General features: G+C 73.1%; 16 protein-coding genes. 8 read left to right on the plus strand and 8 right to left on the minus strand.

All coding sequences use genetic code 11. From position 1 onward, the window contains the following. The first annotated feature begins 12 nt into the window (after window positions 1–12). Complete coding sequence (locus CLV28_RS07865; protein WP_239073079.1) at window positions 13–870, plus strand: DUF3159 domain-containing protein; 858 nt, start codon at window positions 13–15, stop codon at window positions 868–870. Here CLV28_RS07865 and CLV28_RS07870 read toward each other — a convergent pair. Further along, window positions 854–1522 (minus strand): potassium channel family protein, encoded by a 669-nt coding sequence (locus tag CLV28_RS07870; protein WP_100422756.1) that lies wholly within the window; start codon window positions 1520–1522, stop codon window positions 854–856. The two genes, CLV28_RS07865 and CLV28_RS07870, sit on opposite strands and share 17 nt — an antisense overlap. After that, entirely contained in the window at window positions 1522–2172 is a 651-nt protein-coding gene (locus CLV28_RS07875; RefSeq protein ID WP_100423084.1) for a potassium channel family protein, read from the minus strand. The genes CLV28_RS07870 and CLV28_RS07875 overlap by 1 nt, the downstream gene beginning before the upstream one ends. Before the next feature lie 86 nt (window positions 2173–2258). On the opposite strand from CLV28_RS07875, the gene CLV28_RS07880 reads away from it, so the two are divergent. The 3 genes from CLV28_RS07880 to acnA all read left to right on the plus strand — a co-directional run bounded on the left by CLV28_RS07880 (window position 2259) and on the right by acnA (window position 8495). Further along, window positions 2259–4283, plus strand: a complete 2025-nt coding sequence (locus CLV28_RS07880) for an APC family permease (protein WP_100422757.1) — start codon at window positions 2259–2261, stop codon at window positions 4281–4283. 37 nt (window positions 4284–4320) lie between these two features. Next, window positions 4321–5604, plus strand: coding sequence for a class I SAM-dependent RNA methyltransferase (locus CLV28_RS07885; RefSeq protein WP_100422758.1), 1284 nt, complete (start codon window positions 4321–4323; stop codon window positions 5602–5604). A gap of 134 nt (window positions 5605–5738) precedes the next feature. Then, window positions 5739–8495 carry an aconitate hydratase AcnA gene (gene acnA, locus CLV28_RS07890; protein ID WP_100422759.1) on the plus strand — a complete coding sequence of 919 codons (2757 nt, stop codon included), beginning with the start codon at window positions 5739–5741 and terminating at the stop codon, window positions 8493–8495. A 151-nt stretch (window positions 8496–8646) separates the two neighbouring features. On the opposite strand, the gene CLV28_RS07895 is transcribed toward acnA, so the two are convergent. The 5 genes from CLV28_RS07895 to CLV28_RS07915 all read right to left on the minus strand — a co-directional run bounded on the left by CLV28_RS07895 (window position 8647) and on the right by CLV28_RS07915 (window position 14227). Then, a complete protein-coding gene (locus CLV28_RS07895) occupies window positions 8647–10131 on the minus strand; it encodes a CotH kinase family protein (RefSeq protein WP_100422760.1) in 1485 nt (494 codons plus the stop codon). Window positions 10132–10287: 156 nt separating this feature from the next. Further along, a complete protein-coding gene (locus CLV28_RS07900; protein ID WP_100422761.1) occupies window positions 10288–10962 on the minus strand; it encodes a DUF4241 domain-containing protein in 675 nt (224 codons plus the stop codon). A gap of 57 nt (window positions 10963–11019) precedes the next feature. Further along, complete coding sequence (locus tag CLV28_RS07905) at window positions 11020–11907, minus strand: aminoglycoside phosphotransferase family protein (protein WP_203968078.1); 888 nt, start codon at window positions 11905–11907, stop codon at window positions 11020–11022. Between the two features lie 155 nt (window positions 11908–12062). Then, window positions 12063–12776, minus strand: coding sequence for an NUDIX hydrolase (locus CLV28_RS07910; RefSeq protein WP_100423086.1), 714 nt, complete (start codon window positions 12774–12776; stop codon window positions 12063–12065). Continuing rightward, window positions 12773–14227, minus strand: a complete 1455-nt coding sequence (locus CLV28_RS07915; protein ID WP_100422762.1) for a GuaB1 family IMP dehydrogenase-related protein — start codon at window positions 14225–14227, stop codon at window positions 12773–12775. Before CLV28_RS07915 ends, CLV28_RS07910 begins: the two co-directional genes overlap by 4 nt. Window positions 14228–14358: 131 nt before the next feature. On the opposite strand from CLV28_RS07915, the gene dxs reads away from it, so the two are divergent. From dxs to CLV28_RS07935, 4 genes are all read left to right on the plus strand, one after another. Further along, window positions 14359–16281, plus strand: coding sequence for a 1-deoxy-D-xylulose-5-phosphate synthase (gene dxs / locus CLV28_RS07920; RefSeq protein WP_100422763.1), 1923 nt, complete (start codon window positions 14359–14361; stop codon window positions 16279–16281). 345 nt (window positions 16282–16626) lie between these two features. Then, window positions 16627–18912: a formate C-acetyltransferase gene (gene pflB, locus CLV28_RS07925; protein ID WP_100422764.1), complete on the plus strand. Its 2286-nt coding sequence runs from the start codon at window positions 16627–16629 to the stop codon at window positions 18910–18912. Then, window positions 18912–19769, plus strand: coding sequence for a pyruvate formate-lyase-activating protein (pflA, locus tag CLV28_RS07930; protein WP_100422765.1), 858 nt, complete (start codon window positions 18912–18914; stop codon window positions 19767–19769). The genes pflB and pflA overlap by 1 nt, the downstream gene beginning before the upstream one ends. A gap of 83 nt (window positions 19770–19852) precedes the next feature. Next, complete coding sequence (locus CLV28_RS07935; RefSeq protein WP_100422766.1) at window positions 19853–20977, plus strand: carboxylate-amine ligase; 1125 nt, start codon at window positions 19853–19855, stop codon at window positions 20975–20977. A gap of 57 nt (window positions 20978–21034) precedes the next feature. Here CLV28_RS07935 and CLV28_RS07940 read toward each other — a convergent pair whose 3' ends face one another. Then, window positions 21035–23218, minus strand: a complete 2184-nt coding sequence (locus CLV28_RS07940; protein WP_100422767.1) for a 3-hydroxyacyl-CoA dehydrogenase NAD-binding domain-containing protein — start codon at window positions 23216–23218, stop codon at window positions 21035–21037. Window positions 23219–23220: the final 2 nt, after the last annotated feature.

Below are 23220 nucleotides of genomic sequence, written 5' to 3' on the forward strand. Positions count from 1 at the left end.
CGGACGGACCCCGTGGACCACACCCCGACCGACGCCGCCGACGGCGCGGCCCCCGCACGCGGCGTACGCGTCCTGACCGCCGAGACCTTCTCGTTCGCCGACGCCGTGGGCGGCTGGCGCGGGCTCGTCGAGTCGACGGCGCCGGGCCTCGTGTTCGTCGTCGTCTTCATCGCCTCGGGCCAGCAGCTCACGCCCCCGCTCGTCGCGTCCGTCGCGGTCGCGCTCGTGGCCGTGGTCGCGCGGCTCGTGCAGCGCACCCCGCTCACGCAGGCGCTCGGCGGGGTGCTCGGTGTCGGGATCGGCGTGATCTGGGCGTGGCGCTCGGGCGAGGCCGGCGACTACTACGTGTGGGGGCTCCTGACGAACGTCGCGTACCTCGCGGGGCTGCTCGTGTCGCTGCTCGTGCGGTGGCCCGCGGCGGGGCTCGTGGTCGAGGGTGGGCGCAGCCTCGCCGGTGCGGCCGCCGCCCCCACGGACGGGTCCGACGGTTCCGAGCGGACTCGCGACGAGGCCGTTCGCGCGTCGGCGGACGTCGCGCCGGCGCACGCGGAGACCGAGCGCGCGTCGTCGATCGAGACCGGGTCGACCGACGGGACCTCGACCATCGGCACGACGGACGTCCCCGCCTGGAAGGCGTGGCGGTCGGACGCCGCGCTCGTGCGCCGGTACGTGCTCGTGACGTGGCTCTGGGTCGCGATGTTCGGGCTGCGCCTCGCGGTGCAGGGGCCGCTCTACCTCGCCGACATGGTCGGCTGGCTCGGGACCGCGCGGCTCGTCATGGGCGTGCCGCTGTTCGCGCTGACGCTGTGGGCGTCGTGGGTGATCGTGCGGCGCCCGTCGTCGGCGGAGGGCGTCAGCGCGACGGCGTGACGAGCAGCGCCTCGAGCGCGTGCTCGTCCACGTCGCGGCCGGCGACGATCAGCAGCTCGTCGCCCGCCTCGAGCGGGTCGTCGCCCGTCGGGGCGAACGGCTGCGCGTCGCGCACGATCGCGGCGAGCACCGTGTCGGGCGGCCACTCGACCTCCGAGACGCGCGAGCCGATGAGGCGCGACTCCGCGGGCAGCGTGAGCTCGAGGATGTCCGCGCCCGACTGGTGGAACGTGAAGATGCGCACGAGGTCGCCCACCGCGACGGCCTCCTCGACCATCGACGTCATGATGCGGGGCGTCGAGACCGCGACGTCGACGCCCCACGACTCGTCGAACATCCACTCGTTCGCGGGGTTGTTCACGCGCGCGACCGTGCGCGGCACGCCGTACTCGGTGCGGGCCAGGAGCGAGACCACGAGGTTGACCTTGTCGTCGCCCGTGGCCGCGACGATCACGTCGCACTCGTCGACGCGCGCCTCGGTCAGGGTCGAGAGCTCGCACGCGTCGGCCAGGAGCCAGTCGGCGTCCGCGACCTGGGTGATCCGCATCGCGCTCGGCTGCTTGTCGATGAGCGTCACCTCGTGGTCGTTGCCCAGCAGCTCGCGGGCGATGGACCGGCCGACGGAGCCTGCCCCGGCGATGACGACGCGCATCAGATCTCCTTCGAGGGTTCGCGGCCGAGCATGCGCTCCACGGCGTCGGCCTGCGTCGCGTGCATGAGCACGTGGACGATGTCGTTCTCCTGGAGCACCGCGTCGGGCGTCGGGAGGATCCCCTCGCCGAACCGCGTCAGGAACGCGACGCGCGCGCCCGTCGCCTCCTCGATCGAGGTGACCGAGCGGGCGACCCAGCCGGGGTGCACGTCGATCTGCGCGAGGCGCACCTTGCCGGACGGGTCGCGGTACTCGTCGGTCGCGCCGAGCGGCAGCATGCGGCGCAGCACCTGGTCCGAGGTCCAGCGCACCGTCGCGACGGTCGGGATGCCCAGGCGTTCGTAGATCTCGGCACGCCGGGGGTCGTAGATGCGGGCGACGACCTGCTCGACGCCGTACGTCTCGCGCACCACGCGTGCCGCGAGGATGTTCGAGTTGTCGCCGTCGGAGACCGCGGCGAACGCGAACGCGTCCTCGATCCCGGCCTGCACGAGGGTGTCGCGGTCGAACCCGATGCCCTTGACCTTCTTGCCCGCGAAGTCGGGCGGCAGCCGACGGAACGCGTCGGGGTTCTGGTCGACGACGGCGACCGAGTGGCCGCGGCCCTCGAGCGAACGGGCGAGCGCCGCCCCGACACGGCCGCAGCCCATGATCACGAAGTGCACGGGACGACGCTATACCGTCCACCCGCCGGTCGCGGCACGCGCGCGGCGTCGGCGGCATAGCATGGTGCCTCGTGTCAGACATCGCGGACTCCGCCAAGCGGCTCCTCCTCGGGCGCCCGATGCGCAGCGACACCCTCGGGCACACGCTGCTGCCCAAGCGCACCGCGCTCCCCGTGTTCGCCTCGGACGCGCTCTCGTCGGTCGCGTACGCGCCCGACGAGATCCTGCTGACCCTCTCCCTGGCCGGGATCACCGCCGTCGCGGTCTCCCCGTGGGTCGGGCTCGCGGTCGTCGTCGTGCTCGTCACGGTCGTCACCTCGTACCGCCAGAACGTGCGCGCATACCCCTCGGGCGGCGGCGACTACGAGGTCGCGACGGTCAACCTGGGGCCGAACGCCGGCATCGGCGTCGCCTCGGCGCTCCTCGTCGACTACGTGCTCACGGTCGCGGTGTCGATCTCCTCGGGAGCCCAGTACGCGGCGTCCGCCATCCCGGCGCTGCGGGGGCACGAGGCGCTGCTGGCCGTGGTCATCGTGATCTTCCTGGCCGTGATGAACCTGCGCGGCGTCAAGGAGTCGGGCACGTTCTTCGCGATCCCCGTGTACCTGTTCATGTTCTCGATCGGCGCGATGGTGCTCGTCGGGTTCCTGCGCAACCTCACGGGGTCGCTCGCGCCGGCCGAGAGCGCCGACTTCACGCTCGTCGCGCAGCCGGGCTTCGACGAGGGGCTGACGGGGCTCGCGGGCGCGTTCCTGCTCGCGCGCGCGTTCGCCTCGGGCTGCGCCGCCCTCACGGGCGTCGAGGCCATCAGCAACGGCGTGCCCGCGTTCAAGAAGCCCAAGTCGCGCAACGCCGCGACGACGCTCGGCCTGCTCGGGCTCATCTCGGCGACCATGATGATGTCGATCCTGTTCCTCGCGAGCGCGATCGGCGTGCACTACACCGAGGACCCGCACACGCAGATGCTCGACGCGGGCGGCGTGCCGCTGCCGGCCGACTACGTGCAGCACCCGGTCATCTCGCAGATCGCGCAGTCCGCGTTCTCGGGCTTCACGCCCGCGTACCTGTTCGTCGCGGCGATCACGGGCGTGATCCTGGTGCTCGCCGCCAACACGGCGTTCAACGGGTTCCCCGTGCTCGGGTCGATCCTCGCGAAGGACGGCTACCTGCCGCGCCAGCTGCACAACCGCGGCGACCGGCTCGCGTTCTCGAACGGCATCGTGACCCTCGCGGTCGGTGCGATCGTGCTGATCCTGGCGTTCGACGCGCAGGTCACGCGCCTCATCCAGCTCTACATCGTCGGCGTCTTCGTGTCGTTCACGCTCTCGCAGCTCGGCATGGTCAAGCACTGGAACCGCGAGCTGCGCACCGCGATCGACCCGCGCGAGCGGGCGCGCATGAAGCGCTCGCGCGTCGTCAACGGGTTCGGCCTGCTCATGACCGGCACGGTCCTCGTGATCGTGCTCATCACGAAGTTCACGCACGGCGCTTGGATCGCGATCCTCGCGATGGCCGTGGTCTTCGTGCTCATGCAGGGCATCCGCAAGCACTACGACCGGGTGCGCGACGAGCTCACGCTCGCGGTCGAGGACGAGGGGGAGGCGCGCGCGCTGCCGAGCCGTGTGCACGCGATCGTGCTCGTCTCGCGCATGCACAAGCCGACCATGCGCGCGCTCGCCTACGCCCGTGCGTCGCGCCCGTCGGTGCTCGAGGCGGTGACCGTCGGGGTCGAGAAGGACGAGGCCGAGGAGCTCGTGGCGCGCTGGGCGGCCATGGACATCCCCGTACCGCTGCGCGTCCTCGACTCGCCGTTCCGCGAGATCACGCGCCCGATCCTCGGGTACGTGCGCTCGATCCGCCGCGAGAGCCCCCGCGACCTCGTCGTGGTGTACATCCCCGAGTACGTCGTGGGCCGGTGGTGGGAGCAGCTGTTGCACAACCAGAGCGCGCTGCGGCTCAAGGGGCGCCTGCTGTTCAGCCCCGGCGTGGTCGTGGCGTCCGTGCCGTGGCAGCTGCAGTCGTCGGTCGCGACCGACCACGACGGCCTCGGCCCGGGATCCGGGTCGGTGCCCGCGCCCGGCGGACCGACCGGCTGATCCCCGTCCCACCGCGCGGCGGTGGGATACTCGGAGCATGCCCCACGACTCCGCCGACCCTGCCGTGCCCGGAACCGACCCCGGCGCCGCACCCCTGCTCGAGCTCGAGGTCGGGCCCGTGGCCCACGGCGGGCACTGCGTCGCCCGCGTCGACGGCCGCGTCGTGTTCGTGCGGCACGCCTTGCCCGGCGAGCGCGTGCGCGCCCGCGTGACCGAGGGCGGCGACTCCGCGAAGTTCTGGCGGGCCGACGCCGTCGAGGTGCTCGACGCCTCGCCCGACCGCGTGCCCTCCGCCTGGCCCGCCGCGGGCCCGGGCGGCGTCGGCGGCGGCGAGCTCGCGCACGTCTCGCTCGACGGGCAGCGCCGCTGGAAGGCCGCCGTGCTGCGCGAGCAGCTGACCCGTCTCGCCCAGGACGAGCGCGAGGTCACGGTCGAGGCCGCGCCCGGGGACGACGTCCGCGGCGGGCTGGGGTACCGCACCCGCATCGACCTCGTGGCGGACGCCGCGGGGCGGGCCGGGATGCGCGCGCACCGTTCGCACGACGTGCACCCGCTCGACGCGATGCCCCTGGCGACCGACGAGGTCGCGGCGCTCGCGGCCGCCGAGAAGGTCTTCACGCGCCGCTGGCGCCCGGGGACGCGGCTCGAGCTGGTCGCGCCCTCGGGCGGGGCGCCGATCCTGCTCGCGGACGGCGTGGTGTGGCGCGGCGGGCCGGACACGCGTCCCAACGCACGCCGGACCGTGGCCGAGCACGTCGAGGTCGCGGGCCACGAGCACCGGTACAAGGTCGCCGCGGACGGGTTCTGGCAGGTGCACCGCGAGGCGCCCGCGCTGCTCGCAGGTACCGTGCTCGACGCGGTCGGCGACGTCGCCGGCGCGCGCGTGCTCGACCTGTACGCGGGCGCGGGGCTGTTCACCGCGCCGCTCGCGCGCGCGGTCGGCCCGGACGGGACCGTGGTCGCCGTCGAGGGGGACGACGACGCGGTGCGCCAGGCCCGCCGCAACGCGCACGGGCTCGACCAGGTCGAGCTGCACCGCGGTGCGGTCGACGCGGTGCTGGGTGCGGGTGAGCACGCGGCGCGCGGGGGAGCGGACGTCGTCGTTCTCGACCCGCCCCGCGTGGGTGCCGGACGCCGCGTGGTCGAGCAGGTCGCGGCCCTGGGCGCGTCCCGGGTGGTCTACGTCGCGTGCGACCCGGCCGCGCTCGCGCGCGACGTCGCCTACCTCGCGGGCCACGGCTACGGCCTGACGAGCGTGCGCGCGTTCGACCTGTTCCCGCACACGCACCACGTCGAGGCGGTCGCGGTCCTCGACCGGTGACGGATGTCCGCGAGGTATCTTGACGTCAAGATATATGCGGTATGCTGGGCGGGAAATCGCCCCCACGTACCATCGGCAGCCGCATGCCCCACGGCGTGCTGCCCGCCATCTCGTCATGGAGTAAAGGAGCACCCGTGAGCAGCGTCGACACGTTCCGGTCGAAGGGAACACTCGAGGTCGGTGAGAACTCGTACGAGATCTTCCGCCTCTCCGCCGTCGAGGGGACCGAGCGTCTCCCGTACAGCCTCAAGGTGCTCGCGGAGAACCTCCTGCGCACCGAGGACGGCGCCAACATCACCGCCGACCACGTGCGCGCGATCGCCGCGTGGGACCCGGACGCCCAGCCCGACACCGAGATCCAGTTCACGCCCGCACGCGTGATCATGCAGGACTTCACCGGCGTCCCCTGCGTCGTTGACCTCGCGACCATGCGCGAGGCCGTCGCCGACCTCGGCGGCGACCCCGAGCGCATCAACCCGCTCGCGCCCGCCGAGATGGTCATCGACCACTCGGTCCAGATCGACGTCGCTGGCCGCGCCGACGCGTTCGCGCGCAACGTCGAGCTCGAGTACCAGCGCAACCACGAGCGCTACCAGTTCCTGCGCTGGGGCCAGACGGCGTTCGACGACTTCAAGGTCGTCCCCCCGGGCACCGGCATCGTCCACCAGGTCAACATCGAGTTCCTGGCCCGCACCGTCATGACCCGCGAGGTCGACGGCGTCCTGCGCGCCTACCCCGACACCTGCGTCGGCACCGACTCGCACACGACCATGGTCAACGGCCTCGGCGTGCTCGGCTGGGGCGTCGGCGGCATCGAGGCCGAGGCCGCGATGCTCGGCCAGCCCGTGTCGATGCTCATCCCGCGCGTGGTCGGCTTCAAGCTCACGGGCGACATCCCCGCGGGCGTGACCGCGACCGACGTCGTGCTCACGATCACGCAGATGCTGCGCCAGCACGGCGTCGTCGGCAAGTTCGTCGAGTTCTACGGCGAGGGCGTCGCCGCCGTGCCGCTCGCGAACCGCGCGACCATCGGCAACATGAGCCCCGAGTTCGGCTCGACCGCCGCGATCTTCCCGATCGACTCCGTGACGATCGACTACCTGCGCCTGACGGGCCGTTCCGACGAGTCGCTCGCGCTCGTCGAGGCGTACGCCAAGGAGCAGGGCCTGTGGCTCGACCCCTCGGCCGACTCCTACGTCGAGCCGACGTTCTCGGAGTACATGGAGCTCGACCTGTCGACGGTCGTGCCGTCGATCGCCGGCCCCAAGCGCCCGCAGGACCGCATCGAGCTCTCGCACGCCAAGTCCGCGTTCGCGCGCGACCTGCCGAACTACGCCTCCGAGGTCGTCGACTCGGTCGACGAGGCCGAGAAGGAGTCGTTCCCCGCGTCCGACTCGCCCTCGACCCACACCGAGGTGCGTCGCACGGTCCCCGTGACCGACAGCCAGGGCAAGGAGTTCGAGCTCTTCCACGGCGCCGTCGCGATCGCCTCGATCACGTCGTGCACCAACACGTCGAACCCGTCGGTCATGCTCGCCGCCGCGCTCGTGGCCAAGAAGGCCGTCGAGGCCGGCCTCGAGGCCAAGCCGTGGGTCAAGACGTCGATGGCGCCCGGCTCGCAGGTCGTGACCAACTACTACGAGAAGTCCGGCATGTGGCCGTACCTCGAGAAGCTCGGCTTCCACCTCGTGGGCTACGGCTGCGCGACCTGCATCGGCAACTCGGGCCCGCTCGACGAGAAGGTCTCGGAGGCCGTGCAGGAGCACGACCTCGCCGTGGTCTCGGTGCTCTCGGGCAACCGCAACTTCGAGGGCCGCATCAACCCCGACGTGAAGATGAACTACCTCGCGTCGCCGCCGCTGGTCATCGCGTACGCGCTCGCCGGCACCATGGAGTTCGACTTCGACACCGACCCGCTTGGTCGTCGCGAGGACGGCTCGCCGATCTTCCTCAAGGACATCTGGCCCACCGCGGCCGAGGTCGAGGAGGTCATCGCGTCGTCGATCGACCGCGAGATGTTCACCAAGGACTACGCGGACGTCTTCTCGGGCGACGAGCGCTGGCGCGCGCTCGAGACCCCCGAGGGCTCGACCTTCGAGTGGGACGCCGAGTCGACCTACGTGCGCAAGCCCCCGTACTTCGAGGGCATGGGCGCGCAGCCCGAGCCGGTCAGCGACATCTCGGGCGCCCGCGTGCTCGCGAAGCTCGGCGACTCGGTCACGACCGACCACATCTCGCCCGCGGGCGCGATCAAGGTCGACAGCCCGGCCGGCGTGTACCTCGCCGAGCACGGCGTCGCGCGTCGCGACTTCAACTCCTACGGCTCGCGCCGCGGGAACCACGAGGTCATGATCCGCGGCACGTTCGCGAACATCCGCCTGCGCAACCAGCTCCTCGACAACGTCGAGGGCGGGTACACGTTCAACTTCGTCAAGAACGCGCAGGACACGATCTACGACGCCGCGCAGGACTACGCCGCGCAGGGCACGCCCCTCGTGGTGCTCGGCGGCAAGGAGTACGGCTCCGGCTCGTCGCGCGACTGGGCCGCCAAGGGCACCGCGCTCCTGGGCGTCAAGGCCGTCATCACCGAGAGCTTCGAGCGCATCCACCGCTCGAACCTCATCGGCATGGGCGTGCTGCCGCTGCAGTTCCCCGCGGGCGAGAACGCCGAGTCGCTCGGCCTCGACGGGACCGAGACGTTCGACATCGCGGGCGTCACCGCGCTCAACGAGGGCACGACGCCCTCGACGGTCGCGGTCACCGCGACCAAGGCCGACGGCACCTCGGTCGCGTTCGACGCGGTCGTGCGCATCGACACGCCGGGCGAGGCGGACTACTACCGCAACGGCGGCATCCTGCAGTACGTGCTGCGCTCGCTCGTCAGCGCCTGATCCGCTGACCGGTCGGCACGGCTGACCAGCACGTGAACGGCGGGGCGTCCACCTTCGGGTGGGCGCCCCGCCGTTCGCGTTCGGTGCTCGGTGCTCGGTGCTCGGTGCTCGGTGCGTGGTGCTGCCGCTGCCGCTGCCAGATCGCATCCGCCTACGAGAGGTACTCCGCGACGGCGTCCGACTCCTGCTCGATCGTGTCGACGTCGACCAGGTCGTCGGCCTGCTCCTCGAGCACCGTGGTCCACGAGTCGAGCGTCTCGAGCCCCGCCCCCGAGTCGACGAGCGTCTCGTCGAGCTCGTCCTGGGCCGCCTCGTAGAGGGCGGCGAACTCGTCGTCCGCGAGGAAGCGCTCCGTGAGGACGTTGGAGCCGCCCATCGCGCCGGCACCCATCGCGCCGGCGCCCATCGCGCCGTCGCCCGTGCCCTCGGCGCCCGTGCCCTCGCCCGTGGTCCCCGCGTCCGTGCCCGCGCCCAGGCCCCCGGCACCCGGGCCGCCCTGTGGGGCTCCGGCTCCGGCGTCGGCCGGGGGAGCCCCCTGCGCCGGGCCGCCGGCCTGCCCGCCCGGGCGGACGCCGTCGGGCGTCGTCCCGGCCTCGCCGCCCTGCGCGGCGGGCGAGGCGCCGAACGCGAGGTTCAGGTCCCAGTTGACGACCGTCATGAGGCCGGTCTCCTCGTCGTAGCGCAGGTACGAGTTGTTGCCGCGGCCGTCGATGTCGTCGTCGTTCGCCACGAGGTCCTGGAACGCGAGGTACGTCGCGAAGGCCTCGACGTCGAGGTGGTCCTCGAGCTCGGCGGAGAACGTCTCGTCGTCGGCCGTGTCGACGAACTCGAGGAAGTCCATGAGCGGCTCGAGGTCGTCCTCCCCGGCCTCCTGGTCGAACACGTCCTCGTACGCGCTCGGGTCGTCGCCGCGGTAGCTGTAGTCGCCCCCGCTCTCGGCCTTGTAGAGCATGCCCGAGGAGTCGAACTGCTCGGCGTCCCAGGTGTCGCTCGGGTTCTGGACCAGGAGTCGCAGGGTCTCGTCGGAGCCGTTCACGCTGAACCGGGACGCCGAGGCCTCCTCGGTCGCGAGGCCCGTCTGGCCGAGCAGGTCGAGGGCCACCGCCTCGTTGAGCGAGGTCTGCGAGCTGTTGCTGCGCACCACGATCTCGGTCTCGCCCAGGTAGTCCTGGTCGTCGACGAACTTGTCGGTGCGGATGATCCACGGCAGGGAGACCGGGTCGTCGTCCGCGGAGACGCCGCGGAGGCTCGAGTTGCCCTTGAGCTTGAGGCCGACGTCCTCGACGAGGGTGCCGTCGATCGTGACGTCGGCCGTGATCCACTCCTTCTCCCCGGTCTCGACGTAGGTCGTGACCGCGGCGGTCAGGTCGTCCTCGTCGGCCTCGACGTCGACGTCGTGCACGACGCTCTCGTCCCAGACGGAGTCGGTCCTCACGGCGGACCCTTCGCCGTCCGCCGCTGCGGCGGAGCACGCGGTCAGTCCCGCGGCACCGAGGCCTGCGGCGACGAGGAAGGCCGTCCTGCGGGTGCGGCGGCGCCGCGGGGTCCGGTGCGGGTCGGGCGTCGTGGAGCCGGGGGGCGCGGGGGTCGGCGTGGTGTCGGTGTCGGTCGGGGGGAGGGCGTCTGGCGTGGTCATGACATCCACCTGACACGACCTGCGGAAGCGGGCGCTGAGGCGGGCCTGTGCCCCGTCTGAGAGCCCGGCGCGGGCGCCGCCTCCCTGCGTCGGCTCGCGCCCCTGTGCCTGCGGCGGCTCGCGCCGCGGCGCGTCTCTGCGGCTGTGCCGCCGTGCTTACGCCGCCGCGCCGTCGTCCGCGGCCGGGTCCGCCCCCGCTGCGACCGCGACGTGGAGGTCGATGTGCACCCCGAGCATCGTCCCGTCCGCCGCGTACGTCGCGCGCACGGGGTAGAAGCCGTCGCCCCAGCCTGCGTGGGCCATGACGACGTTGGCGCCCTCGACCCCGGGCAGCGGCACGTTCGCGCAGCCGGGCCGCACGTGCTCCGGGTCGTCCTGGCGCGCGAACCAGCTGTCGTCACGCCCCGAGTCGAAGTGCTCGTCGTACCAGGTGTCGTCGGGCGCGGCGGCAGCGGTCGCGTCGGCGTCGACGAACGCGACGACGCCCGCGTCGACCGGGACGCCCACGTACCCGGGACCGTCGAGCCGCTCGGCCGAGTGCGGCGGCGCGACGCGCTCGACCTCTCCCTCGGCGAGGACGACGCTCAGGTACGCCTCGCGCAGGTGCGACCCGTCCTGCGCGGGCGAGACGTCCGCGACGGTCACGCGCACGGGGTGGCTCCCCGCGGGCACCCGGATCACCGCGCCGCCGCCCAGGAACACGTACGGGTCGACCGCCTCGAGCCGCCCGCTGGGTACGTGGACCTCGCCGAGGTCGTGCACGCTCAGGCGGTAGGGGCTCGGGGTCGCGTCGCCCTCGCGCAGGGCGGCGAAGGTCTCCAGGGTGGTCATGCGACGACCGTACAGATGTGTCCGCTATGCGGCAATCATCGACCAGCGGTCGAACGATCAGCCGCCGAGCACCGCGTCCAAGGTCTGGCGCCCCAGCTCTCCGTAGAGCGGGTTGTCGTCCGAGTGGACGAGCAACGACGTCGTGACCGCCAGCGCGCTCGCCCGCGCCCGGTCCCAGGTCGCGGCCGTCGTCCCGCACGCGGCGGTCACGGCGTCGCGGAACTCGGCCCGCCCGACGTCGTCGAGGACGAGCCACGCGGCAGCCAGGTCGGTCGCCGGGTCGCCCGCGGTCATGTCGCCGAAGTCGACCACCGCCCGCAGGGTGCCGTCCGGGCCGCACACGAGGTTGCCCGGGTGCAGGTCGCCGTGCAGCCACAGCGGCGGACCGTCCCACACGGGCGAGGCGAGCAGGCGCTCCCAGACGGCCAGCACAAGCGGGGCGTCCGGGACGTGGCCCGTGGCGAGGCGCTCGCGGACGGCGGCATCCCGGGCGGCGAGCGGGACGCCGCGATAGGGGTTGACCGGGGCGTCCGGGGGAGCGGGCCGGTGCAGCGCCGCGACGAACGCCGCCAGGGGCGCCGCTGCCGGACGTCGCGCGGGGGCCGGGAGGTCGAGCATCCTCGTCCCGTCGAACCATGGCACGACGCTCCACGACCAGGGGTAGCCGAGCGCGGGCACGCCCGTGCGCACCGGCGCCGGGACGGGCACCGGCAGGTGGCCGGCGAGGCCTGGCAGCCAGCGCTGCTCGTGCTCGACGAGCACCGCGGCGAGCGCACGGCGGGGCACGCGCACCGCGAGCTCGTCGCCCAGGCGCAGGACGACGTTGTCCCAGCCGTTCGCCACGACGCGCAGCGGGAGCTCGGCGAGGTCGGGGTGCTGGTCGCGCAGGAGGCGGCGCACGAGGTCGACGCTCACGTCGACGTCGGCGGCGGGCATGTCGGGCATCGGCTGCTCCTCGGCAGATCGCGTGCGGTCAGGGCCGGGCGGGTCTCGACCTGAGGTCGAGGGTCGAACGCGGGCGTGCCTTCACCTTCAGGTAGAGGTCGAGTGTTGGGTGCGGATGTCGCGAGATTCCGCGGGTGCGACGGGTCGTGCGCGCGTCACAGCGGGTCGACGGTGCGGCTCGCGTCCCACGGCTCGGTCCACCCGAGGCGGTCGAAGAGCGCGTCGAGCACCCCCGCGGTGAACCCCCACACGAGGTGCTCGACGCCGTTCGCACGGTCGTCGACGACGAACGCGGGGCTGCGGAACGTGCGCGCACCGCGCGTCACGACGGCCGTGCGGCGGTTGCGCGCGGCGAGCAGGTCGGCGACGGGCGCCCGGAAGACGTGCGCCGACTCCGCCACGTCGACGACCCGCACCGGGGAGGGCTGCTCCCACCAGGCGAGCACGGGCGTGACCCGGTGGTCGCTCACGGGCAGGGGGAGCGGGCCGAGCGTGCCGAGCACCTCGACGCCCTCGCGGTCGAGCCCGGTCTCCTCGACGGCCTCGCGCAGCGCGGCGTCGACCGGGCCGTCGTCGCCCGGGTCGATCCGCCCGCCCGGGAACGCGACCTGACCCGCGTGGCTGCGCAGCGTCGTCGCGCGCGCGAGCAGCAGGACGTCGAGGTCCGCCGAGACCGCGGGCGCCGTGCCGGCGTCGGTGCGCGCCGGCAGGTCGTCGAGCACGCCGAACAGCACGAGCACGGCCGACTCCCGGGTGCGCTCCGGGTCGAGGCGACCGACCGCGTGACGCCACGCGCTCGGCCACCGGCCGCCGTCGGCGACGAGCGCCGCGAGCTCCGCGCGGGCCGCGTGCGGTGCGGGCGTGCTCACCACCCCGCGGGCAGCGGACGCCCCTCCTCGTACCCGGCGGCGGACTGCACGCCCACGAGGGCGCGCTCCGCGAACTCCGCGAGCGACGACGCCCCCGCGTAGGTGCACGAGCTGCGCAGCCCCGAGGTGATCTCGTCGACGAGGTCCTCGACGCCCGGGCGGGCCGGGTCGAGGAACATGCGCGACGAGCTGATGCCCTCCTCGTACAGGCCCTTGCGCGCGCGGTCGAACGCCGACCCGTCGCCCGCGGTGCGGGCGGCGACGGCGCGCGCCGACGCCATCCCGAAGCTCTCCTTGTACAGGCGACCGTCGCCCGACTCGTGCAGGTCGCCCGGGGACTCGTACGTGCCCGCGAACCAGGAGCCGATCATGACCTGCGACGCGCCCGCGGCCAGGGCCAGGGCCACGTCGCGCGGGTGGCGCACCCCGCCGTCCGCCCACACGTGCTTGCCGAGCTTGCGCGCGGCGGCCGCGCACTCGAGCACGGCGGAGAACTGGGGGCGTCCCACGGCGGTCATCATGCGCGTGGTGCACATCGCGCCGGGGCCGACCCCGACCTTGACGATGTCGGCGCCCGCGGCGACGAGGTCGCGCACGCCGTCCGCGGTCACGACGTTGCCCGCGACGACGGGCACCTGCGGGTCGAGCGCCCGCACGGCGCGCAGCGCGTCGAGCATCTTGGCCTGGTGGCCGTGCGCGGTGTCGACGACGAGCACGTCGACGCCCGCGTCGAGCAGCTCGCGCGCCTTGCCGGCGACGTCGCCGTTGATCCCGACGGCGGCCCCGACGCTCAGCCGTCCGTGCGCGTCGGTCGCGGGGGTGTACACGCTCGAGCGCAGCGCGCCCTTGCGCGTGAGCACGCCCACGAGCACGCCGTCACGCACGACGGGGGCGAAGCGCACGCGGGCGGAGTGCAGCGTCTCGAACGCCGCGCGCAGACCGTCCGCGCCCGCGTCGGTCACGCTCGCGTCGATCACGAGCGGGTCGGCCGTCATGACGGCGCCGACCTGGGTGAAGCGGTCGACGTCGCGGCAGTCGTCGGCGGTGACCACGCCCACCGGGCGGTCGCCCTCGACCACGACCGCGGCCCCGTGCGCGCGCTTGCCGAGCAGCGTGAGCGTCGAGTGCACGGTGTCGCCGGCCCGGACGGTCACCGGCGTCTCGACCACGAGGTCCTTTGCCTTGACGTCGGCCACGACGTCCGCGACGACGTCGGTGGGCACGTCCTGCGGCAGGATCGCAATGCCGCCGCGCCGGGCGATCGTCTCCGCCATACGGCGTCCGGCGACCGCGGTCATGTTCGCGACGACGAGGGGGACGGTCGCGCCCGTGCCGTCGTCCGCGGTGAGGTCGACGTCGAAGCGCGAGGCGACCTCCGAGCGCGAGGGCACGAGGAACACGTCCCCGTAGGTGAGGTCCGTGGTGGGGGACTGGCCGGGGAGGAATCGCATGCCGCCAGTCTACGAGCGCCGCGCGACGCGTGGGGATCGTCACAGGCGCCGCGCGCCGGCACCCGGCGGCCGATGCGCGGCGGGTGCGCGGCACGGCCTAGAGTGTGTCGGTCATGGAGAACGGAGCACCGATGTCGTCGAAGCCCACCCCTGCGGGGTCGCAGGAGCCCGGGCCGCTGCTCGGCCGGATCACCTCGCCCGCAGACCTCAAGGCGCTGGATCCCGAGCAGGTGCGAGAGCTCGCCGCGCAGGTGCGCGACTTCCTCGTGCAGTCGGTCTCGCGCACCGGCGGGCACCTCGGGCCGAACCTCGGCGTCGTCGAGCTCACGCTCGCGATGCACCGCGTGTTCGACTCGCCCACCGACTCGTTCGTGTTCGACACGGGCCACCAGTCCTACGTGCACAAGCTCCTGACGGGGCGGCAGGACTTCTCGGACCTGCGCAGCCGCGGAGGCCTGTCCGGGTACCCGAGCCGCGCCGAGTCGGAGCACGACGTGGTCGAGAACTCGCACGCGTCGACGGCCCTGAGCTGGGCCGACGGCATCGCGAAGGCGAACGTCGTGCGCGGGCTCGACGACCGGCACGTGGTCGCCGTGATCGGCGACGGCGCGCTCACGGGCGGCATGGCCTGGGAGGCGCTGAACAACATCGCCGAGTCGCAGGACCGCCGCCTCGTGATCGTCGTCAACGACAACGGGCGCTCGTACTCGCCGACGATCGGCGGCCTCGCGCACCACCTGTCGACGCTGCGCACCACGCGCGGCTACGAGGCGTTCCTCGGCTGGGGCAAGCGCACGCTGCACCGCTCGGGCGCGCCCGGCCGGTTCGCGTACGACTGGCTGCACGGGCTCAAGAAGGGCCTCAAGGACGTCGTCGCGCCGCAGGGCATGTTCGAGGACCTCGGCATCAAGTACATCGGGCCGGTCGACGGGCACGACGAGGCGGCCATGGAGCGGGCGCTGCGCCAGGCGCGCGCGTTCGGGGCGCCCGTGATCGTGCACGCCATCACCGAGAAGGGCCGGGGGTACTCGCCGGCCGAGCAGGACGTCGCGGACAGGTTCCACGCGGTCGGGCAGATCCACCCCGAGACGGGCCTGCCGGTCGCGCCGTCGCGCTTCGGGTGGACCAAGGTGTTCGCCGACGAGATCGTCAAGATCGGGCACGACCGCAAGGACGTCGTCGCGATCACGGCCGCGATGCTGCACCCGGTGGGCCTCGCGCCGTTCGCCAAGCACTTCCCGGAGCGCACGTTCGACGTCGGCATCGCCGAGCAGCACGCCGCGACGTCGGCGGCCGGCATGGCGTTCGCCGGCCTGCACCCCGTGGTCGCGGTCTACGCGACGTTCCTCAACCGTGCGTTCGACCAGGTGCTCATGGACGTCGCGCTGCACCGCGCGGGCGTGACCTTCGTGCTCGACCGCGCCGGAATCACGGGCGCGGACGGCGCGAGCCACAACGGCATGTGGGACATGGCGATGCTGCGGGTCGTGCCCGGGCTGCGCCTGGCCGCGCCGCGCGACGAGACGACGCTGCGCTCGGCGCTGCGCGACGCGGTCGACGTGGACGACGCGCCGACGGTCATCCGGTTCCCCAAGGGCTCGCTGAGCGAGCTGCTGCCCGCCATCGACGAGCTCGACGGCGTCGACGTGCTGGCCCGGCACGAGCCCGCCGAGCCGTCGGCGCGTCGCGTGCTGGTCGTGGGTGTCGGGGCGATGGCCGGGTGCGCGCTCGAGGCGGCACGGACGCTCGCGGCGCACGGCGTCGGCGTGACCGTCGCGTCGCCGACGTGGGTCATGCCCGTGCCGAGCGCGCTGGTCAAGCTCGTCGACGAGCACGACCTCGTGGTCACGATCGAGGACGGCGTGGTCGAGGGGGGCGTGGGGTCGCTCGTCGCGCAGCGCTCGGCCGAGGCAGGGGGGCGGACGCCGTTCGTGCACTCGGGTCTGCCCGCGCAGTTCCTGGACCACGCCACGCGCGAGGAGATCGCGCACGACGCCGGGATGACCCCGGGCGACGTCGCGCGCGAGGCGCTCGACGCGCTCGCCCTGCTCTGACCCTCCCGGCCCCGCACGCCGCGTCCACCCTCCGGGGTGGGCGCGGCGTCGTCGTCCACCCCTGACGTCACCTCACGGGAGCGCGCGCCGGGCCCGGTCCGGCAGGCAAAGAGCGAGTGTTCGGGGTGTCATGTGAAGGAACTCACAAGCGTACCAGCGGCGTGTCGGACGACGTCGGAGGCGCGGAATCCCGCCGCTCCTCGGCGTGCGCGTCGCGCCCGCCCGGGGCATCCTGTGACTCGGGAGACAAGCCCTTGACCGACCATGCGAACCTCCCCAGACGTAGTCTTGAAGGCAGAGGCGATGCGTGAGATCCACGCGTCAGGCTGGAGGAGGAGACTTCGCATGACGAGCGTTCCTGAGGCACCGAGCACCGGCACGACGACCGGCGCCGACGACGCCCACGTCCCCGCGTGGGCAGGGTTCGAGCCGGGGGCCTGGCGCGACCGCATCGACGTGCGCGACTTCATCCAGCGCAACTACGCCCCCTACGAGGGTGACGGCGCGTTCCTCGCCGGCCCGACGTCGCGCACGACCGGCGTGTGGGACACGCTCTCGGCGATGTTCCCCGAGGAGCGCGAGAAGGGCGTGCACGACGTCGACCCGACGACGCCCGCCGGCATCACGGCGCACGCGCCCGGATACATCGACAAGGACGCCGAGGTCATCGTCGGCCTGCAGACCGACGCGCCGCTCAAGCGGGCGATCATGCCCAACGGCGGCTGGCGCATGGTCGAGAACGCGCTCGAGACCTACGGGTACGAGGTCGACCCCGTGCTCAAGGAGTTCTACACGCACGAGCGCAAGACCCACAACCAGGGCGTGTTCGACGTCTACCCGGCCAACGTCCGGGCCGCGCGCAGCTCGCACATCATCACGGGCCTGCCCGACGCGTACGGCCGCGGCCGCATCATCGGCGACTACCGCCGCGTCGCCCTCTACGGCGTCGACGCGCTGATCGCCGCGAAGAAGGCGGACCGCGCGCTCATCGACATGGAGCCGTTCAGCGAGGCGAACCTGCGCGACCGCGAGGAGAACTCGGAGCAGATCCGGGCGCTCGGCGAGCTCGTGCAGATGGCCGAGTCCTACGGGTTCGACGTCCGGCGCCCCGCCGAGAACGGCCGCGAGGCCGTCCAGTGGCTCTACTTCGCCTACCTCGGCGCGGTCAAGGAGCAGAACGGCGCCGCGATGTCCCTCGGGCGCACCTCGACCTTCCTCGACATCTACCTCCAGCGCGACATCGCCGCGGGCCGCCTCACCGAGTCCGAGGCCCAGGAGATCATCGACGACTTCGTCATCAAGCTGCGCATCGTGCGGTTCCTGCGCACGCCCGAGTACGACGCGCTGTTCTCGGGCGACCCGACCTGGGTCACCGAGACCATCGGCGGCATGGGCGAGGACGGTCGTCCGCTCGTGACGCGCACGTCGTTCCGCTACCTGCAGACGCTCTACAACCTGGGCCCGGCCCCCGAGCCGAACATGACCGTGTTCTGGAGCGCCGCGCTGCCGCAGGGGTTCAAGGACTTCTGCGCCAAGGTCTCGATCGACACCTCGGCCGTCCAGTACGAGTCGGACGACGAGATCCGTGCGGCCTGGGGCGACGACGCGGCCATCGCGTGCTGCGTCTCGCCCATGGCGGTCGGCAAGCAGATGCAGTTCTTCGGCGCCCGCGTGAACCTCGCCAAGACCCTGCTCTACGCCATCAACGGCGGCCGCGACGAGGTCACGGGCAAGCAGGTCTCGCCCGCCGTGCCGCCCGTCGACGGCGACGTCCTCGACTACGACGACGTGCGTGCCCGCTTCGACAAGACCATGGACTGGCTCGCCGAGACGTACGTCGAGGCCCTCAACTGCATCCACTGGTCGCACGACAAGTACGCGTACGAGCGCCTCGAGATGGCGCTGCACGACCGCGAGGTGCTGCGCACCATGGCGTGCGGCATCGCCGGCCTGTCCGTCGCGGTCGACTCGCTGTCCGCGATCCGGTACGCCACCGTGCGGGTCGTGCGCGACGAGCGCGGCCTCGTGACCGACTACGTGACCGAGGGCGACTTCCCGACCTACGGCAACGACGACGACCGCGCCGACGACATCGCCGTCGAGCTCGTCGAGTCGTTCATGGCGAAGATCCGCACGCACCCGATGTACCGCGACGCGGTGCCGACGCAGTCCGTGCTGACCATCACGTCCAACGTCGTGTACGGCAAGGCCACGGGCAACACGCCCGACGGCCGCCGCGCGGGCGAGCCGTTCAGCCCGGGCGCCAACCCGATGAACGGCCGCGACACGCACGGCATGCTCGCCTCGGCGCTGTCCGTCGCGAAGCTCCCGTACGCGGCGGCGCAGGACGGCATCTCGCTGACCAACACGATCGTCCCCTCGGGCCTCGGCCGCACCGACGACGAGCGCGTGCGCAACCTCGCGGGCCTGCTCGACGCCTCGGTCGGCGGCGACGGGTACCACATGAACGTCAACGTGCTGAACCGCGAGACGCTCGAGGACGCCATGGAGCACCCCGAGAACTACCCGCAGCTGACGATCCGCGTCTCCGGCTACGCCGTGAACTTCGTCCGCCTCACCCGCGAGCAGCAGCTCGACGTACTCGCCCGCACGTTCCACGGCGCGCTCTGATGACGACGGTCCCGCTCGAGGCCCCCACCCGCCGCACGGCGGGTGCGGGGCTCCGGGGCGTGGCCACCGCCGACGTCGACCGGCACGACCGGTTGGCGCTCATGCGCACGGGCGAGCTCGGGTCGGTCCACTCGTGGGAGCTCGTGACCGCGGTCGACGGCCCCGGCACCCGGATGACCCTGTTCGTCTCGGGCTGCCCGCTGCGCTGCGCGTACTGCCACAACCCCGACACCATGGCGATGAAGGACGGCGACCCCGTCCTCGCGAGCGAGATCCTCGACCGCGTGCGCCGGTACCTGCCGGTCTTCCGGGCCACGGGCGGCGGCCTCACGCTCTCGGGCGGAGAGATCCTCATGCAGCCCGCCTTCGCGGGGCGCCTGCTGCACGGCGCCAAGGAGATGGGCGTGCACACCGCGCTCGACACCTCGGGCTACCTCGGCGCCAACGCGACCGACGCGATGCTCGCCGACACCGACCTCGTGCTGCTCGACGTCAAGTCGGGCGACCCCGAGACCTACCGGGCCGTCACGGGTCGTGAGCTGGCCCCGACCCTCACGTTCGGCCGCCGGCTCGCCGAGACGACCGACTGCGAGGTCTGGATCCGGTTCGTCCTCGTGCCGGGCCTCACCGACGACCAGCGCAACGTCGAGCGCGTGGCCGCCTACGCAGCGTCCCTCAACCGGCGCCGCGCCGGCACGGTCACCCGGGTCGAGGTGCTCCCGTTCCACCAGATGGGGCGCGACAAGTGGGCGAGCCTCGGCATGGAGTACTCGCTCGAGGACACCGAGCCGCCGACGCCCGAGGCCGTCGAGGCCGTGCGCGAGCAGTTCCGCGCCCAGGGGCTCACCACGTACTGACGCGCCGAGTCAGAGCGCGACCGCCCGCACCGACGACCCCGGCCCGAGGGGCGAGTCGGGCGTGACCCGCCCACACTGCACGCATGACGAAACCAGCAGCACGGACCATCGGTGTCGAGGAGGAGTACCTCCTCGTGGACGACGACGGCGTCCCGGCCGCCGTCGCGCAGGACGCCCTGGCGCTCGCGGACCAGCACGAGCCCGAGCTGCACCCCGAGACGGGGGAGCCGGTGCCAGGCGGGGCGCTCGAGGCGGAGCTCAAGCAGCAGCAGCTCGAGACGTCGACGCCGCCGTGCACCGACCTCGAGGCGCTCGGCAAGGAGCTGCGGGTCGGGCGCGCGAACGCGGGCCGCGCCGCGGGCCGGGCGGGCGCGCACGCCGTGGCGGTCGCGACGTCGCCCCTGGCCGCGGCGTCGACCGTGACGGCGGACCGCCGGTACCGCGAGATCAGCACGCTGCTCGGGCTCACGGCGCGCGAGCAGCTCACGTGCGGGTGCCACGTGCACGTCTCGGTCGAGAGCGACGAGGAGGGTGTCGCGGTGCTCGACCGGATCTCGCCCTGGCTCCCGGTGCTCCTCGCGCTGAGCAGCAACTCGCCGTTCTGGAACGGGCAGGACTCGCACTACGCGTCGTACCGGTCGCAGGTCTGGAGCCGGTGGCCGACCGCCGGACCGACGACGCCCTTCGGCTCGGTCGCGGGCTACCGCGCGGCGGTCGACGCGCTCATCGCCACGGGGACTGCGCTCGACGAGGGCATGGTCTACTTCGACGCGCGGCTCTCGGCGCGCTACCCCACGGTCGAGATCCGGGTGGCCGACGTGTGCCTCGACGTCGACGACGCGGTGCTCGTGGCGGCCCTCGCCCGCGCACTGGTCGAGACCGCGGCGCGTGAGGCCGCGCAGGGAGTCCCGCCGTCGTTCCAGCGTGCCGACCTCCTGCGCGCGGCCACGTGGCGCGCGAGCCGGTCGGGCGTGCGCGACGACCTGCTGAGCCCGCGCACGTACCGCCCCGTGCCCGCGTTCGAGGCGGTCGCCGAGCTCGTCGCGCACGTGCGCGACGCCCTGACGGACACCGGAGACCTGGAGGGCGTGACCGCACGGATCGAGCGGATCGCGGAGCGGGGGACGGGCGCCGACCAGCAGCGCCGGTGGCGCGCGGAGGGGCTCGAGACGCTCGTCGAGCGTGCGTCGCTGCGCACCCTCGCCTGACGCGCCACGGCCCGCCCGCCCTCGACGAGGGCGGGCGGGCCGTGGACCACGGGCCGGTCAGCCGCGCGGGACGTTCCCCACGCCGTCGGGCAGCAGACGGCGGCCGAGGACCTTCTCGGAGTACCCGGTGCGGTCCAGGTAGGGCGTGATCCCGCCCAGGTGGAACGGCCACCCCGCGCCGAGGATCATGCACAGGTCGATCTGGCTCGGCGACTGCACGACGCCCTCGTCGAGCATGTGCCCGATCTCGACCGTGAGCGCGGTGAGGATCGAGTCGAGCACGCCCGCCTCGTCCAGCACGACGTCGTCCGAGGAGTCCCGCACGCCGTCGAAGACCGCCTGGATGGCCGGGTCGACGTCCGCGGGGATGCCCTTGGCGACGGGCGGCAGCGCGACCTTGGTGCCGTCGGCGACGAGCTTCTCGAGCCCGGGCGACTGCGGGAACCGGTCGCCGAGGTCCTCGCGCAGCGACGTCAGCACGTGCAGGCCGACCGCGGGGCCGACGAGGTCGAACAGCGCGAACGGCCCCATGGGAAGGCCGAGCGGACGCGTCGCGCGGTCGGCGACCTCGACGGGCGTGCCCTTCTCGACGGCCTCGACGATCTTGCCCATGAGGAGCACGAGCAGCCGGTTGACGACGAAGCCCGGGCGGTCGAGGCAGCCCACGGCGGTCTTGCGCAGACCCTTGGCGATCTTGAACCCGGTCGCGAGCGCCGCGTCCGAGGTCTTCTCGGCCTTGATGACCTCGACGAGCGGCATCTGGGCCACGGGGTTGAAGAAGTGGATGCCGACCACGCGCTCGGGGTGCTCGAGGTCGGCCGCCATCTCGGTGATCGAGAGCGCCGAGGTGTTGGTCGCGAGGATCGCGTCGGGGGAGATGATGCCCTCGAGCTCGGCGAAGACCTTCTTCTTGAGACCCATGACCTCGGTCACGGCCTCGATCACGAAGTCGCAGCTCGCGAACTCGGTGATGTCGGTCGTGCCGTGCACCGACGCGACGATCTTCGCGGCGACGTCGGGCGACATGCGGCCCGAGCCGACGAGCTTCTCGGTCGTCGAGCGGACGAACGCGAGTCCCTTGTCGACGCGCTCGGCGTCGAGGTCGCGCATGACGACGGGGACGCCCAGGCGCTGGGCGAACAGCAGCGCGATCTGCGCGGCCATGAGCCCGGCGCCGACGATCCCGACGCGTGTCACGGGCTGCGCGAGCTTCGGGTCCGGTGCGCCCTGGGGGCGCTTGCCGCCCGAGACCTGGCTGAACGCGTAGACGCTCGAGCGCATCTCGTCGGTCATCATGAGGTCGGCGAGCGCCTCGTCCTCGGCCGCGAAGGCCTCGTCGAGGCTCGCGGTGCGGGCCGCGGCGAGCAGGTCGATCGCCCGGTACGGCGCGGGGCGCGAGCCGTGCACGACTGCGTCGACGCGCTGGCGCGTCGCGGCGACCACGGCGTCCCAGACCTCCGGCGGGTCGAGCTCGCGGCGCTCGACGACGACCTCGCCGCGCAGCACCTGCTCGGTCCACAGGATCGACTGCTCGAGGAAGTCCGCGGGGGCGAACAGCGCGTCGGCCAGTCCCAGGCCGAACGCCTCGGCGGCCTTGAACGGCTTGTTCGCGGCCGGGCGCGTGAGGATCACGTCGACGGCCTTCTCGATGCCCACGAGGCGCGGGACGAGGTAGGCGCCGCCCCAGCCGGGGACGAGGCCGAGGCCGGTCTCGGGCAGGGCGACCGTCGCGTCGGCGGCGATCGTGCGGTAGTCGGCGTTGAGGGCGACCTCGAGGCCGCCGCCGAGCGCGAGCCCGTTGACGTAGACGAACGTGGGCACGCCCATCTCGCCGAGCAGGCGGTAGGTGTCGTGGCCGGCGCGGCCGAGCGCGAGCGCCTCGTCGCGACCCGAGAGGCTCGCGGCCTGGAGCAGGTCGGCGCCCGCGGCGAGGAAGTACGGCTTGCCGGTGACGGCGACCGCGACGATCTCGCCGCGCGCGGCGCGGTCGCGCTGCGTCTCGAGGGCCGCGCGGATCTCCGCGAGGCCGAGCGGGCCGAGCGTCGTCGGCTTGGTGTGGTCGAGCCCGTTGTCGAGCGTCACGAGCGCGAGGGTCCCGGTGCCGCCCGGCAGGGTGACGTCGCGCACGAGCGCGTGCGTCACGCGCTCGCCGCGGCCGGCGGGCGCGCCCTGGGGGGCGGGCGCCGCGGGGGTGATCGTCTGGTCGCCGGCGGTCGTGCCGGGCGTGGTGCTCTCTGCCATGG

This window comes from Sediminihabitans luteus, from assembly GCF_002797595.1.
Taxonomy (GTDB): domain Bacteria; phylum Actinomycetota; class Actinomycetes; order Actinomycetales; family Cellulomonadaceae; genus Paraoerskovia; species Paraoerskovia lutea.

Coding starts and splice junctions, on each gene's coding strand:
- CLV28_RS07915 (WP_100422762.1), bottom strand. CDS start 14,227: ATGCGATTCCTCCCCGGCCAGTCCCCCACCACGGACCTCACCTACGGG.
- dxs (WP_100422763.1), top strand. CDS start 14,359: ATGTCGTCGAAGCCCACCCCTGCGGGGTCGCAGGAGCCCGGGCCGCTG.
- CLV28_RS07935 (WP_100422766.1), top strand. CDS start 19,853: ATGACGAAACCAGCAGCACGGACCATCGGTGTCGAGGAGGAGTACCTC.
- CLV28_RS07940 (WP_100422767.1), bottom strand. CDS start 23,218: ATGGCAGAGAGCACCACGCCCGGCACGACCGCCGGCGACCAGACGATC.
- CLV28_RS07885 (WP_100422758.1), top strand. CDS start 4,321: ATGCCCCACGACTCCGCCGACCCTGCCGTGCCCGGAACCGACCCCGGC.
- pflB (WP_100422764.1), top strand. CDS start 16,627: ATGACGAGCGTTCCTGAGGCACCGAGCACCGGCACGACGACCGGCGCC.
- CLV28_RS07900 (WP_100422761.1), bottom strand. CDS start 10,962: ATGACCACCCTGGAGACCTTCGCCGCCCTGCGCGAGGGCGACGCGACC.
- CLV28_RS07895 (WP_100422760.1), bottom strand. CDS start 10,131: ATGACCACGCCAGACGCCCTCCCCCCGACCGACACCGACACCACGCCG.
- CLV28_RS07875 (WP_100423084.1), bottom strand. CDS start 2,172: ATGGGCTGCGGCCGTGTCGGGGCGGCGCTCGCCCGTTCGCTCGAGGGC.
- CLV28_RS07870 (WP_100422756.1), bottom strand. CDS start 1,522: ATGCGCGTCGTCATCGCCGGGGCAGGCTCCGTCGGCCGGTCCATCGCC.
- pflA (WP_100422765.1), top strand. CDS start 18,912: ATGACGACGGTCCCGCTCGAGGCCCCCACCCGCCGCACGGCGGGTGCG.
- CLV28_RS07905 (WP_203968078.1), bottom strand. CDS start 11,907: ATGCCCGACATGCCCGCCGCCGACGTCGACGTGAGCGTCGACCTCGTG.